The following is a 14,184-nucleotide window of genomic DNA, read 5'->3' on the forward strand; positions in this document are numbered from 1 at the left end:
CCTATGCTGGCAGATTTGCTGGCTGGATCAAGTCAACTGGCCGTGCAGTTGCCCGGCGGCAGCTACAGCGGGGCCAGCGCCCCGTCTTCCTTCACAGCTTCCATCGCCACATAGGTGGAGGTGGACGCCACATGCGGTAGAGAGGAAATCTTCTCTCCCAGCACGGCGCGGTAATCGGTCATAGAGCGGGTCCGCACCTTGAGCAGGTAGTCGAAGTGCGAAGCCATCATATGCGCCTGCTCAATCTCCGGCAGCTTGGCGACCGCCGCGTTGAACTTGGCCAGAGCGGCTTCCCGGGTATCGTCCAGCTTCACCTCGACAAAGGCCACGTGATCCAGCCCCAGCCGGATCGGGTCCACCAAGGCGCGGTAGCCGGTAATAATACCTTCAGCCTCCAGCCGTCTGACCCTGGTTTGGGTCGGGGTTTTGGACAGGCCGATCCTGCGGGCCAGATCCGCAAAGGAGATCCGTCCGTCCTCCGCCAGGACATTCAGAATCGCACGGTCGAAACTGTCGATACCGGAAAAGCTCATATGGACTGCCATTTCTTGTAATTTTTCTAGGTTCAAACTGCATATCTCATATTTTCGGGCGAATGTCCCGAATGAAAGGGTGTATTCTTAACAAAAGCCCTGCACGCATTCTGTGGAGTTCCCTGCATGACCGCTCAAACCAAACTGCGCTACCGGATTGACGCCGGCACTTATGCCGATCCAGCCGCGATGCGCGACCAGCTGGTGGCCCAGGCCGCCCTCACCGATGCAGACCGCGCCAAGATCTGTTCCAACGCCGCCGCGCTGGTACGCGACATCCGCGGCCATTCGGCACCGGGTCTGATGGAGGTGTTCCTTGCGGAATACGGCCTCTCGACCGATGAAGGTGTGGCACTTATGTGCTTGGCCGAGGCACTGCTGCGGGTACCGGACGCCGACACCATCGATGCGCTGATCGAAGACAAGATCGCGCCCTCAGACTGGGGCAAGCACCTGGGCAAATCCACCTCTTCGCTGGTCAATGCCTCGACCTGGGCGCTGATGCTGACCGGCAAGGTGCTGGACGAGGAACGCAGCCCGATCGGCGCCCTGCGCGGTGCCATCAAACGGCTGGGCGAGCCGGTGATCCGCACTGCCGTCAGCCGTGCGATGAAGGAAATGGGGCGCCAGTTCGTGCTGGGTGAGAGCATCGAAAGTGCCATGGACCGCGCCGCGGGGATGGAGGCCAAGGGTTATACCTATTCCTACGACATGCTGGGCGAGGCTGCCCGGACCGAGGCGGATGCCGCCCGTTACCACCTGGCCTATTCCAAAGCGATCTCGGCCATTGCCGCCGCCTGCAACAGCGACGATATCCGCAAAAACCCGGGCATTTCGGTGAAACTCTCAGCCCTGCACCCGCGCTATGAGCTGGCGCAGGAAGAGAGCGTGATGGAACATCTGGTGCCGCGGCTGAAGGCGCTGGCTCTCTTGGCCAAGGCCGCAAAGATGGGCCTTAACGTCGACGCCGAGGAGGCCGACCGCCTGTCGCTGTCGCTGGAGGTGATCGACGCGGTTGTTTCTGACCCGGCGCTGTCGGGCTGGGACGGTTTTGGCGTGGTGGTGCAGGCCTATGGCCCCCGCACCGGCCTGGCGATTGATGCCTTGCATGAGATGGCCGAAAAATACGACCGCCGCTTTATGGTGCGTCTGGTGAAAGGCGCCTATTGGGACACCGAAATCAAGCGCGCCCAGGTCGAGGGTGTCGACGGTTTCCCGGTCTTCACCTCCAAGCCGTTGACCGATGTGTCCTATATCTCCAACGCCCGCAAGCTCTTGGGCCTGACAGACCGGATCTATCCGCAGTTTGCCACCCACAACGCGCACACCGTGTCGGCCATCCTGCATATGGCTGACGGCATCGGCAATGAGCGGTACGAGTTCCAGCGCCTGCACGGCATGGGCGAAACCCTGCACCAGATGGTGCTGGAGCAGAACAAGACCAACTGCCGGATTTATGCGCCCGTTGGCGCCCATCGCGACCTGCTGGCCTATCTGGTGCGCCGGTTGCTGGAGAATGGCGCCAACTCATCCTTTGTAAACCAGATCGTGGATGACAATGTCTCGCCCGACATCGTGGCCGCTGATCCGTTTGCGGCTGTCGCAGACATCACCCGCAAAATCCCGACAGGGCCGGAGCTTTATGCACCGGAACGTCCGAACTCCAAAGGTTTTGACCTTGGCCATGCTCCGACGCTGGTGCGGATTGAAGAGTCGCGCGCGCCCTGGCGCAGCCACCAATGGCAGGCCGCGCCGCTGCTGGCAGGCGACGCCCAGCCCGAAGCCGCGAAGGACGTGACCAGCCCCGCCGATCACAGCACCGTTGGCACCGTCAGCCAGTGCAGCCCCGAGGACATCGAGCTGGCTCTGGCGCTGGCCGACCCCTGGGATGCTCCGGCGGCAGAACGCGCGGCGATCCTGAACAAGGCCGCCGATCTCTATGAGGAAAACTATGGCGAGCTGTTTGCCATCCTCGCCCGCGAAGCCGGCAAGACCATCCCCGATGCCGTAGCTGAGCTGCGCGAGGCAGTGGATTTCATGCGCTACTATGCCGCCCGTATCCCCAGCGATCCGCCTGCGGGCATCTTCTCCTGCATCTCGCCGTGGAACTTCCCGCTGGCAATCTTCACCGGCCAAGTCTCAGCCGCGTTGGCCGCAGGCAACGCGGTGCTGGCCAAACCCGCCGACCAGACGCCTCTGATCGCCCACCGTGCCGTGCAGCTGATGCATGAGGCAGGCGTGCCGCGCAGTGCGATGCAGCTGGTGCCGGGCCGCGGCAGCGTGGTTGGTGCCGCCATCACCTCTGACCCGCGGGTCAATGGTGTCACCTTCACAGGCTCCACCGCCACGGCCATGCGCATCCGCAAGGCAATGGCCGACAACCTGCAGCCAGGCGCACCGCTGATTGCGGAGACCGGCGGGTTGAATGCGATGATCGTCGATTCCACCGCCCTGCCGGAACAGACGGTGCAGTCGGTGATCGAAAGCGCCTTTCAATCGGCCGGCCAGCGCTGTTCGGCGCTGCGCTGCCTCTACCTGCAGGACGACATTGCCGACAACGTGCTAACGATGCTGAAAGGGGCGATGGACTGCCTGCATCTGGATGATCCCTGGCACCTGTCCACCGACAGCGGCCCGGTCATCGACGAGAGCGCCCGGGCGGGCATCCTGGCCCATGTCGCCAAGGCCCGCGCCGAGGGCCGCGTACTCAAGGAAATGCGCGCGCCGCAAGGCGGGACCTTTGTAGCCCCCACGATGATCGAAGTGCCCGGCATCGGCGCCTTGGAAGAGGAAATCTTTGGCCCGGTCCTGCATGTGGCACGGTTCAAATCCCAAGAACTGGACCAGGTGATTTCCGACATCAATACGACCGGTTATGGCCTCACCTTCGGGCTGCACACCCGGATCGACGACCGCGTGCAGCATGTCTGCGACCGGGTGCATGCAGGCAACATCTATGTGAACCGCAACCAGATCGGCGCCATTGTCGGCAGCCAGCCGTTTGGCGGCGAGGGCCTGTCCGGCACCGGACCCAAGGCGGGCGGCCCCTACTATCTCAGCCGTTTCTGCGCGCCCGACCGGCAGCAGAGCAGCGCCCAGTGGGAAACCACCTTTGCCGAGCTGCCGGGCACCAGCGGCGTGCCTGCGCGGCCGGTGACCACCTCCCTGCCCGGCCCGACCGGTGAATCCAACCGCCTGACGGTCTCTGCCCGTCCGCCGATCCTGTGTATGGGACCTGGGCCGGAAGCGGCAGCCGAACAAGCCAAGGAGGTCATCAGCCTGGGCGGCACCGCGATCGAGGCGCATGGGCATTTCGACCTGCACCGGCTGGAGGCGATCCAGGGCATTGCCGGCGTGCTGTGGTGGGGCGATGCGGCCACCGGCCGTGAAATCGAGCAGTGGCTGGCCAAGCGCGACGGCCCCATCATCCCGCTGATCCCAGGCAAACCCGACCGCGCCCGCGTCCTGGCAGAACGCCACGTCTGCGTCGACACCACTGCCTCAGGCGGCAACGCGCAACTGCTAGGCGGTATGGCCTGAGCTTTCAGCGCTAAGCACTTGACGCTGGGCCATTTCCGGCCCAGCGTTTCTCCATGTTTCCGATCCGTGACCACAACCCGTCCGGCCGCACGCCCTATGTCGTCTATGCGCTGATGGCGGTGAATGTCCTGGCTTATGTCTATTACACGGCCAGTTATGACTCCCCCCGCGCTTTGGCCTATTTCTATGACGCCTATGCGGTGGTGCCAGCCGAGGTAAGCCATGGTTACGGCTATGAAACCTTGTTCACCTCCATGTTCATCCATGCAGGGCTGATGCACTTGGGCGGCAACATGCTGTTCCTGTGGATCTTCGGCGACAACCTGGAGGATGAGATGGGCCATATGCCTTTCCTCCTGTTCTACCTCATCAGCGGCATCGGCGCCGGGCTGATCCATGTACTGTCAGCGCCTGGATCAATGGTGCCGACAGTCGGTGCCTCCGGCGCCATTGCTGGCGTCATGGGCGGTTACCTCCTGATGTTCCCCAAGGCGCGTGTCGATATCCTGCTGGTGCTGATCATCTATTTCCGCATCTTCACCATCCCTGCCTTTGTCATGCTGGGCGTCTGGCTGGCGATGCAGTTTTTCGGCGGCCTCGGCGCCGATCCAGATCAGGGCGGCGTCGCCTATTGGGCCCATGCAGGCGGTTTTGCGGTAGGGCTGATCCTGTGCCTGCCCCTGTGGCTGCGCCGCGGCGGCCCGGCGTTCTGGAACCGGACCCAAGGCATCCCGCCGCATCCGGAGAACGAGTACGAATTCTCTGCCAGCCGCATCCCGAAACTGCCCCGCAAAAAGCGCAATCCGGGGCCTTGGGGGAAATGATGCTGCACCGGCTCCCGCTGAATGGTGCAAAAGCACGAAAAAAGAGCAGCCTGCGAAACCTTTTAAACAAGCAACTGGTTAACAAGCAGGCCACTCTCCCCCGAAGGCTTTCGGGGTATTGAAATGGTAGGGCTGTGCCAGAGAATTTTGCGGGGAATTATTGTTTTCATTAATCAGCTTTGATCAGCCTGCAAGCAAATGGGAGAGTTGCAAATGAGCCGCTTGAAAGCCACCTGCCACTGCGGCGCCGTTGAGATCGAGGCGGATTTTCCGGATGGCCTTGCCTCTGCCGCGCGCTGCGACTGTTCCTTTTGCCGCCGTCGCGGGGCGGCCGCTGTCACCGCCATTGCCGCCAGCCTGAAAGTGCTGAATGGGGCGGAGAACCTCAGCCTCTACACCTGGGGCACCCATACGGCAAAACACTACTTCTGTAAGACCTGCGGCATCTACACCCACCACCAGCGCCGATCTGACCCGACGGAATGCGGCGTCAACCTGGGCTGCATCGAAGGCGCCAATCCGCGGACGCACGTAGAAACTTATGGCGAGCTTCCCTGGAACGACGGGGTGAACCATCCGTCCGATCAGTAGTTTAACACGCAGAGGGCAGCGCCCGATCCTCAGGGTGGATGCGAAAGCGCCCTCCCCGTGGGGAAGAGACGGGCGCTGCCCGGCCTATCGGCCAGGCGAAACCGATAAACGCGACCCAAGGGCCGCGTTTCAAATGCTTCAGATTTCCGGGACTTGATCAGCCGCGGATCACTTTGGCGAAGTTCTCGAAGATCGGCTCGTTCGAGCACACAACCGAGCCGCTGTCGATGATGCCCGCCTCCGGGTCGATTGCCTCAGCCAGGCCGCCGGCCTCTTTCACGATGATGATGCCCGCAGCCAGGTCCCAGGCGTTCAGGCGGCGCTCCCAGAAGCCCTCATACCGGCCCGCGGCCACATAGGCCATGTCCAGCGCGGCAGAACCCCAGCGGCGCACGCCGGCACAGGCGGGCATCAGGCGGGCCAGGTCCTGCAGGGTCAGCGGCAGGTCGGCGCGGCCGCCAAACGGCACGCCGGTGGCAAAAATGGATTCAATCATCCGGTGACGGCCCGACACACGGATACGGGTGTCGTTCATCCAGGCACCCGCGCCTTTTTCGGCAAAAAACATCTCATCCTTGGCGGCGTCATAGATTACGCCCGCGACGATTTTGCCCTTGTGCTCCAGCGCGATGGAAATCGCCCAGTGCGGCAGCCCGTGCAGGAAGTTGGTGGTGCCGTCCAGCGGGTCGACGATCCAGCGGCGGGTGGGGTCTTCGCCCTCGATCTCGCCGCCCTCTTCCGCGATCCAGCCATAGGTCGGGCGGGCATTGCGCAGCTCTTCCTTGATGATCTTCTCGGCGGCGATGTCGGCCTTGGAGACAAAGTCGCCTGCACCTTTCATCGAGACCTGCAGGTTTTCCACCTCGCGGAAGTCCTTCACCAGGGAACGGCCAGCCTTGCGGGCGGCCTTGATCATCACATTGAGGTTTGCGCTGCCAATCATGTCTGCAGAATCCTGTCACGTCGGGGAGATGCCGGGTCAATGCGTGCCTATACGCGCCCTGCCCCCGAATGCCAAGGGGTTATGCCGCAAACTGCACATCCCGCCTGACGCCGCGGCGCGGGGCACGCGGGCGGTTGAAATCCGCCGCCGCCGCGCCCAGTGTTTGGTCAAATAGAACAAGGAGTGCCCCCATGCCCGACCAGATGCAGCGCATTGTGCTGGCCAGCCGCCCCGAGGCGCAGGCCAGCGAAGAGAACTTCCGCCTGGAAACCGTGGATCAGCCGCAGCCCGGCGATGGCGAAGTGCTTGTAAAAGTTCACTATATATCGTTGGACCCCTATATGCGCGGGCGCATGAACGCAGGCAAATCCTATGCCCCGCCGGTGGAGATCGGGGAACCCATGACGGCGGGCGGCGTTGGTGAGGTGATCGCCTCGGGCAGCCCGGACTACCAGCCCGGCGACTTTGCCCTGGGCATGTTCGGCTGGGCTAGCCACGCCTGCGCCAAAGCCTCTGAATTGCGCAAGCTTGACCCGGATATGGCGCCGCCGACAACCGCGCTTGGCGTTCTCGGCATGCCGGGGTTTACCGCCTGGCATGGCTTGGACGCCTATGGCCGCCCGCAGGCCGGCGAAACCCTGGTGGTTGCCGCGGCCACCGGCCCGGTTGGATCCATGGTCGGGCAGCTGGCCAAGCAGAAGGGCCTGCGCGTCGTCGGCATCGCCGGCGGTGAAGACAAGTGCAAGCTGGCGGTGGAGACCTTCGGCTTTGACGCCTGCCTCGACCACCGCGCCTATGCCAGCGCTGAAGAACTAAGCAAGGCCCTCGCCGCGGAGTGTCCGAACGGCATCGACATCTACTACGAAAACGTCGGCGGCAAGGTGCTGGAAGCGGTGCTGCCCCTGATGAACAACTTCGGCCGCATCCCTGTCTGCGGCATGATTGCCTGGTACAACAGCGCTGAGACGGACCTGACGGCCCCGGCCATCTGGCGCGCGGTGCTGACAAAGTTCCTGTCGGTCAACGGCTTCATCATCTTCAACCACTACGACCGCTACGGCGACTTTCTGCGCGAAACGGCACCCAAGATCGCCAGCGGAGATATCAAATATTTGGAGGATATCGCCGAGGGGCTTGAAAACGCCCCCAAGACCTTCCTGTCGATGATGCAGGGCGGCAATACCGGCAAGCAGATCGTCAAGCTGGTCTGAGCCGCGCAGGCGCCCGCCGGATCACGCAACCGCGCAGAGCGGGCACAGGCGCCGGAACGGCGCAGGCCGCTCCACGCCACCGCAGGCGCCAGCATCTATTGATGCTGCAGCTTCCGCGCCTCGACCTTGGCCAGACGGATCAGTTCCTGCATGAAGGGCTTCTCGCGGTCCTCCGTGCGGATTGCCGCATAGAGGCTGCGGGTGATGCCGGATTTGGTCAGCGGCCGGGTCACATAGTCTGAGGAATATTTTACCTCCCGCACGACCCAGTCCGGCAGCACCGACACCCCGCGGTTGGAGGCGACCAGCAAAAGGATCACCGCCGTCAGTTCCACCTGCCGGATTGATGCCGGCTCCACTCCCGCAGGAATCAGCAGCTGGCTGAACACATCCAGCCGGGTCTTTTCCACCGGGTAAGTGATCAGGTTCTGGGTGATGAAATCCTCGGCCTCCACGTAAGGTTTCTCTGCCAGCGGATGCTGGGAGGATGCGACAAAGACCGCGTTGTAATCAAACAGCTCGATGAACTCGACGCCATTGATGTCCTCCGGGTCGGACGAGACCACCAGATCCACCTCCTCCTTCAGCAGCGCAGGCAGTGCGTCAAAGGCCAGGCCCGGACGGATATCAACGTCCACATCGCCCCAGTTCTTGCGGAACCCCTCCAGCACCGGGAACAGCCACTCGAAACAGGCATGGCATTCGATGGCGATATGCATGCGGCCCGTATTACCGTCCCGCAGGGAGGAAAATTCCGCTTGCGCCGCCTCGACTTGCGGCAAGACCTGCTCTGCCAGCCGCAAGAGGCGCAGACCTGCGGGCGACAGCTTCATCGGTTTGGAACGGCGGATGAACAGCTCCACCCCCGCCTGGTCTTCCAGCCCTTTCACCTGATGGCTCAGCGCGCTTTGGGTGATGTTCAGCTGATCCGCGGCCCGGGCCAGCCCGCCGGCCTCATGAATGGCCTTGATGGTGCGCAGGTGGCGGAATTCGATGTGCATCCTATCAGATCACTCATGTTGTTCTTGAGAATTATGAAATTGTCTCACAATGCTGCAGATGCAACAAGAGGCGAAATCAACCTAGCGAGAGACCCCGAGATGACGACGCCTAAGATTTCCTTTGAATTCTTCCCGCCGCAAACGCTCGAAGCCTCCTTCCGGCTTTGGGACACCGTGCAGGTCCTCGCTCCGATGGATCCGCGGTTTGTGTCCGTGACCTATGGCGCAGGCGGCACCACCCGCACGCTGACCCGGGATGCGGTGGCGACGCTGCACAATTCCTCCGGCCTGAACGTGGCTGCACATCTCACCTGCGTAGATGCCTCCAAAGCCGAAACGCTGGAGATCGCCGACCAGTTTGCCGCAGCAGGCGTGACCGAGATCGTGGCCCTGCGCGGCGACCCGCCCAAGGGCGAAGGCAAGTTCATCCCGCACCCGGACGGGTTTGCGAATTCGGTGGAACTGATCAAGGGGCTGAAGGCCCGCGGTAATTTCAACATCAAGGTCGGCGCCTATCCGGACCGCCACCCGGAGGCCGCCGATCAGTCGGCGGATGTGGAATGGCTGAAGCGGAAACTTGATGCGGGTGCCGATGAGGCACTGACCCAGTTCTTTTTCGAAGCCGAGACCTTCTTCCGCTTCCGCGATGCCTGCGAAAAGGCTGGGATCGACGGAGCCAAACTGACGCCAGGCATTCTGCCGATTGAAAACTGGAAAGGCGCCCGCAACTTTGCCAAGCGCTGCGGCACGATCATCCCCGACTGGATCGAAAACGCCTTTGAAAAAGCGCTGCGCGACGACCGCGAGGAACTGCTGGCCACCGCGATTTGCACCGAACTGTGCTCGGACCTGATGGAAGGCGGTGTGGACAAGCTGCATTTCTACACACTGAACCGGCCGGAGCTGACCCGCGATGTCTGCTTTGCACTAGGCGTCACTCCCAAAGTGGCGCTATCGAACGTGGCGTAAGCATTGCACAAGACGGCGCGCGGCTTCTAATGGCCGGAGCTTCCCGCCAAGGACCCGCGCGCCATGTTCTACGCCAAACAACCCTCTGATCTGCTGACAATTGATCAGACCGCCCGGATTTCCGGCCTGGATTTCATGCAGGGGATTCTGGATGGCCGCCTGCCCGGCCCGCCGATTGCCGAAACCCTGGGCTATCACCTTCACAGCGTCGAAGACGGCCAAGTGGTATTCCGCGGCACGCCGGAGTTTCATGTCTGCAACCCAATGGGCACCGTGCATGGGGGCTGGTACGGAACGCTGCTGGATAGCGCCATGGCCTGCGCGGTGATGACCAAGGTGCCGCAGGGCTCGGTCTACACAACGCTGGAATACAAGATCAACATCCTCCGGCCGATCCCGCTGGGCACCGCGATCGATTGCACCGGCACCATCGACCATGTCGGCCGTTCCACCGGCGTGGCGCATGGCGAGTTGCGCGGAATTGAGGACGGACGGCTTTACGCCACCGGCTCTACCACCTGCATCGTGATGCAAATCGCGCCAAGTTGAGCACAGACGCGGCAACTGCGGTCTTGCCTGTGGCGGTTTTCCACTTAAGTATCTGCAAGAATATCAAAAACCGCAGAAAGTCTGGCCATGCCGCCAAGCAGTCTCGCCCGCGCCGCAACCGCCCGCATCCAAGTTCTGGCCCCTGCCAAAGAGCTTGATTTCCTGGACACCCAATCGCTGGTGCTGCCGGTTCAGGTCACCCCCCTGCAGGCCTGGAACATCATGCACAGGCAGCCCCTGCCCGGTATGAAACTGGCGTTCCGGCTGCGCGACGCCATTTCCGCCCTGTTTGGCGTCAGGCGGATCGGCGGCTTCTCCGGGCGTCAGCATCAAGATGTGGCGGTAGGCAGCAAGCTCGATTTCTTTTTGGTGGAAGCGGTATCGGACCAGGTGCTGACCCTCACAGTGCGGGACCGGCACCTGGACGTGATGACCTGTGTCACCTCCAACAGCGGCGTGCTGAGTATCACCTCATCGGTGAAGACACATAACCTGTTCGGCCGTTTCTACATGCTGCCGGTCCGCCCAGCGCATAAGCTGATCGTGTCGCTGTCTTTGAAGCGGTTGCAAAAGGAACTGCAGCAGCCTGGGGCCGCCATCCGGCAGCCCCGCCGCTGAGCGGCTTGGACAGATCAGCCTGACGGTGCCATCTGCAGCCTGGCCGGGCTTCAAGTCTTGGAGAACTTCGCCAGCCAGCCACCCGCTGCCGGACTGTCAGGCCTGCCCGCATCCACGCTGCTGTGCAAGCGTTCGCTGGTGTCGAGCCCGACGCGGCGGCGGCTGCGCAGCAAAAAGATCTTGCCCCAGCCGCGCCAGGTTCCGACCGACGGCGCGCCTGGGTCAACAGAAAACCGCATTCGCCAGTCCAACGGCAGCGGCAAGCCGCGGTCTTCGGCCTTTTCCAGCATCCAGACCAGCGGAATATTCGCCTTGGGCCTGGCCTCCTCAAACCCGCCAAGCTGGCCGCCCACATCCCCATGGGCTCCGCGGAACCAGACCTGCTCCACATGGCCGCCCCAATCCTTGGGGCAATCCCACAGAACCGGTTTGAACACATCCCGCGTCTCATCCAAGGCCAGGGCGTGATACCCGCTTTTGACGTGATGGCCCAGGTGATGGTTATGGAAACTATGCCGGTTCTCCGCCCAGCGCCACAACAGCGGCAAACGCAAACCCAGTGCCTTGACCGTATCCCAAACGCCAACCATTTCGATCTCTACCTCGTTGTGGCAGTAGGCGGCGGTAAAGGCGGCGCCCGTCTTGGAGCGCCCGTTCAGCCGGTAATGCCGGTAGGCGGTGCGGATATGACGGACCGTGGCATGTTCCGGTTTCAACAGACCGATGCGGTCAATCACACCGGCCAGGGAGCGCACCGCATAGGCGCCGCGGGAATATCCAAACAGATAGATCCTGTCGCCGGGCCTGTAGCGGGAAGCAAGGTAGCCATAGGCGCGACGGATCTGCCGGTTGATGCCGCGCCCCATCATCACATCCGGCGCGCTGCCCCAACCCTTCCACTGCACCCCGGATTCATAGAATACCGAAACCTGCGCGCCGGTTTCCCGGCAAAGGCGGAACAACTGGCCCGCATGGGTTTCATGCCCCTCCTCAAGCGTCGACATAGTGCCGTCGAGGATGATCACATGGGCCTGCGGCCCGCGCAGCTTGGTTTCGCCGGAATGCTCCGAGCGCAGCGGCCGTCCAAGCCACCCTAGAACCCTATTGCTCAGCTGCTTCAGAAACATCCCTAAGCACTTCCCAAATCCTCAGCGGTGTGAACGGCATGTCCACCTGCCGCACGCCGCGGTCCCAGACCGCGTCCTGCACCGCGTTTGCAACTGCTGCCAGCGCACCAACGGTGCCCGCCTCGCCGCAACCCTTCATCCCCATCGGGTTCTGTGTCGAAGGCACCGGCTCGGAGGTGAATCCAATCATGGGGACGCCGCTGGCCCGCGGCAAGGCATAGTCCATGAACGAAGCCGTGAGCAGCTGCCCGTCCTCATCATAGACAACCCGCTCCAGCATGGCCTGTCCCAGCCCCTGCGCCACCCCGCCGTGCACTTGGCCTTCGGCCAACATCGGGTTGATCAGATTACCGAAATCGTCAACTACAGTGTAGCGCTCCACGTCCGCTTGCCCAGTCTCCGGATCAATAACAATTTCGGCAATATGTGCGCCATTTGGAAACGAGCGCCCCGGCAGCCGGGCCCGCGCCGCGTGACGCTGCAGGTCGGTGCGGCCTTGCACGCGGGCCAGCTCCGCCGCTTCCAGCAAGGTGGGGGTCAAGTTGGATCCCGGCGCCCGGAAGGTATCTCCGTCAAACTCCACTGCATCCGCGTCCACCCCCATCTCCTGCGCCAGAAAGGGTGTGAAGGCGGCAATCATGGTTTCCACTGCCGCCAGTGTGGCGTTGGCTTGGGTGGTGACAGAGCGCGACCCGCCGGTGCCGCCGCCCTGGGCGATACGGTCGCTGTCGCCTTGGACCACCTGGATATTCTCCGCTGGGATACCGCTCTGGTCGGCAAGGAACTGGGCATAGACGGTTTCATGCCCCTGCCCGTTGCTTTGCGTGCCGACATAGATGTTCACCCGGCCATCCTCCAGAAATTCCACTTCCGCGCCTTCTGAAGGATCGCCCAAAATGCTTTCGATATAGTAACAGACCCCGACGCCCCGGTACTTGCCGCGTTTACCATTTTCCGCGCGGCGGGCCGCGAATCCCTTCAGATCCGCCACTTCGGCGGCACGGCTCAGCACCTTATCGAAATCGCCCACGTCATAGGTCTCTCCGGTCACCGTGCCATAAGGAAAGGCCGCAGGCTTGATGAAGTTCCGCCGCCTCAGCTCCAGCGGATCAACGCCTAGCTCGCGTGCAGCGCGGTCCATTACCCGCTCCAGTACATAGATCGCCTCGGGCCGCCCGGCGCCGCGGTAGGCGTCCACCTGAGTGGTGTTCGTATAGATCCCCTCCACCTGCAGCCAGGCGGTCTGGATGTCATAGACGCCGGCCAGCACCCGGCTGAACAGCTGGGTCTGGATCGGCTGCCCGAAATGGGAGTTATAGGCGCCCAAGTTGCAGCGGGTCGAGACCCGGTAAGCGGTGATCTTAAGGCCCTCGTCAAAAGCCAGCTCTGCCAGCGAAGTCAGATCGCGGCCGCCATTGTCGCTCAGCATTGCCTCCGAGCGGTCCGACATCCAGAACACCGGGCGGCTCAACACGGTGGCGGCATGGGCCACAGCAAAGTACTCCGGGTAGGCAAAGGCTTTCATGCCGAAGCCTCCGCCGACATCGGGCGTTGTGACCTTTATGTCCTCCTCGTCCAGCCCCATCTTGGCGGCCAGCTGGGATTTCATGCCCCAGACACCCTGGCCGCCGAAGGTGAAGTGCAGCCGCCCCTGCTGCCATTCGGCGAAGCAGCCGCGCGGCTCCATGGTGCTGACCATGATCCGGTTGTCCTCGACCTGCAGCGCGACGGTATGGGCGGCGGTGCGAAAGGCCTCAGCCGTCGCCGACTCATCCCCCATGCCCCAGTCGAACGCCTTGTTGTCCGGCACGCTGCCGTGCAAGGCCTCACCGCCGGGCATCAGGTCCAACTTGACCGGCAAGTCGTCGATCTCCAGTTCGATCAGTTCGCCCGCATCGCGGGCCTGATCCAGTGTCTCGGCGACAACCACAGCGACCGGCTCGCCGACATAGCGCACCCGGTCGCGGGCCAGCATGGGACGTTCGGGGGAGGCGCCGTCTGAGCCATCCCGGTTCTTGACGGTAGTGCCATCCATGGAGACGTTGATGCCAGCAGCAACAAGGTCCGCCAGGGTGATCACCGCATGGACGCCGTCGGCCTCCAGCGCATCTTCCGTGTGCAGCGCCGTGATCATCCCGTGCGCCACCGGGCTGCGCAGCACCCACGCGCGTAAGGCATCCGCCGGGGCCGCGTCTTCAATGTAATTGCCTTGCCCGGTCAGGAATCTGACATCCTCGACCCGTTTTACCGGCTGGCTTTTCCCAAACTTGTCCATGCT

Annotated in this window: 12 protein-coding genes; 7 read left to right on the top strand and 5 right to left on the bottom strand. The window is 62.7% G+C overall.

Going from position 1 to position 14,184, the window contains the following annotated elements; all coding sequences use genetic code 11:
• Positions 1 to 62: 62 nt before the first annotated feature.
• Complete coding sequence (locus ACXAHG_RS03760) at positions 63 to 533, bottom strand: Lrp/AsnC family transcriptional regulator (RefSeq protein ID WP_475042542.1); 471 nt, start codon at positions 531 to 533, stop codon at positions 63 to 65.
• A gap of 126 nt (positions 534 to 659) precedes the next feature.
• On the opposite strand from ACXAHG_RS03760, the gene putA reads away from it, so the two are divergent.
• The 3 genes from putA to ACXAHG_RS03775 all read left to right on the top strand — a co-directional run bounded on the left by putA (position 660) and on the right by ACXAHG_RS03775 (position 5,488).
• Complete coding sequence (gene putA, locus ACXAHG_RS03765; RefSeq protein WP_475055952.1) at positions 660 to 4,073, top strand: bifunctional proline dehydrogenase/L-glutamate gamma-semialdehyde dehydrogenase PutA; 3,414 nt, start codon at positions 660 to 662, stop codon at positions 4,071 to 4,073.
• A gap of 53 nt (positions 4,074 to 4,126) precedes the next feature.
• On the top strand, positions 4,127 to 4,897 hold the full coding sequence (locus tag ACXAHG_RS03770; protein WP_475042540.1) for a rhomboid family intramembrane serine protease: 771 nt from the start codon (positions 4,127 to 4,129) through the stop codon (positions 4,895 to 4,897).
• Positions 4,898 to 5,110: 213 nt separating this feature from the next.
• Positions 5,111 to 5,488, top strand: coding sequence for a GFA family protein (locus ACXAHG_RS03775; RefSeq protein WP_475055953.1), 378 nt, complete (start codon positions 5,111 to 5,113; stop codon positions 5,486 to 5,488).
• 157 nt (positions 5,489 to 5,645) lie between these two features.
• On the opposite strand, the gene ACXAHG_RS03780 is transcribed toward ACXAHG_RS03775, so the two are convergent.
• The gene (locus ACXAHG_RS03780; RefSeq protein WP_475042537.1) at positions 5,646 to 6,431 is read right to left on the bottom strand and encodes an inositol monophosphatase family protein; all 786 of its coding nucleotides are present in this window, start codon (positions 6,429 to 6,431) and stop codon (positions 5,646 to 5,648) included.
• 191 nt (positions 6,432 to 6,622) lie between these two features.
• Between ACXAHG_RS03780 and ACXAHG_RS03785 the strand changes: the two genes are divergently transcribed.
• On the top strand, positions 6,623 to 7,642 hold the full coding sequence (locus tag ACXAHG_RS03785; RefSeq protein ID WP_475055954.1) for an NADP-dependent oxidoreductase: 1,020 nt from the start codon (positions 6,623 to 6,625) through the stop codon (positions 7,640 to 7,642).
• Between the two features lie 95 nt (positions 7,643 to 7,737).
• On the opposite strand, the gene ACXAHG_RS03790 is transcribed toward ACXAHG_RS03785, so the two are convergent.
• The gene (locus ACXAHG_RS03790; RefSeq protein WP_475042534.1) at positions 7,738 to 8,643 is read right to left on the bottom strand and encodes a LysR family transcriptional regulator; all 906 of its coding nucleotides are present in this window, start codon (positions 8,641 to 8,643) and stop codon (positions 7,738 to 7,740) included.
• Positions 8,644 to 8,742: 99 nt separating this feature from the next.
• On the opposite strand from ACXAHG_RS03790, the gene metF reads away from it, so the two are divergent.
• The 3 genes from metF to ACXAHG_RS03805 all read left to right on the top strand — a co-directional run bounded on the left by metF (position 8,743) and on the right by ACXAHG_RS03805 (position 10,779).
• Complete coding sequence (metF, locus tag ACXAHG_RS03795) at positions 8,743 to 9,612, top strand: methylenetetrahydrofolate reductase [NAD(P)H] (protein ID WP_475055956.1); 870 nt, start codon at positions 8,743 to 8,745, stop codon at positions 9,610 to 9,612.
• Positions 9,613 to 9,675: 63 nt separating this feature from the next.
• Positions 9,676 to 10,161: a PaaI family thioesterase gene (locus tag ACXAHG_RS03800; RefSeq protein WP_475042530.1), complete on the top strand. Its 486-nt coding sequence runs from the start codon at positions 9,676 to 9,678 to the stop codon at positions 10,159 to 10,161.
• Between the two features lie 87 nt (positions 10,162 to 10,248).
• A complete protein-coding gene (locus tag ACXAHG_RS03805) occupies positions 10,249 to 10,779 on the top strand; it encodes a DUF2867 domain-containing protein (RefSeq protein ID WP_475042528.1) in 531 nt (176 codons plus the stop codon).
• Between the two features lie 50 nt (positions 10,780 to 10,829).
• On the opposite strand, the gene ACXAHG_RS03810 is transcribed toward ACXAHG_RS03805, so the two are convergent.
• The gene (locus tag ACXAHG_RS03810; RefSeq protein WP_475042527.1) at positions 10,830 to 11,906 is read right to left on the bottom strand and encodes a DUF2235 domain-containing protein; all 1,077 of its coding nucleotides are present in this window, start codon (positions 11,904 to 11,906) and stop codon (positions 10,830 to 10,832) included.
• Complete coding sequence (locus tag ACXAHG_RS03815) at positions 11,881 to 14,181, bottom strand: xanthine dehydrogenase family protein molybdopterin-binding subunit (RefSeq protein ID WP_475055957.1); 2,301 nt, start codon at positions 14,179 to 14,181, stop codon at positions 11,881 to 11,883. Before ACXAHG_RS03815 ends, ACXAHG_RS03810 begins: the two co-directional genes overlap by 26 nt.
• Positions 14,182 to 14,184 lie beyond the last annotated feature (3 nt).

It is taken from the genome of Leisingera sp. ABD4_442, assembly GCF_056160905.1.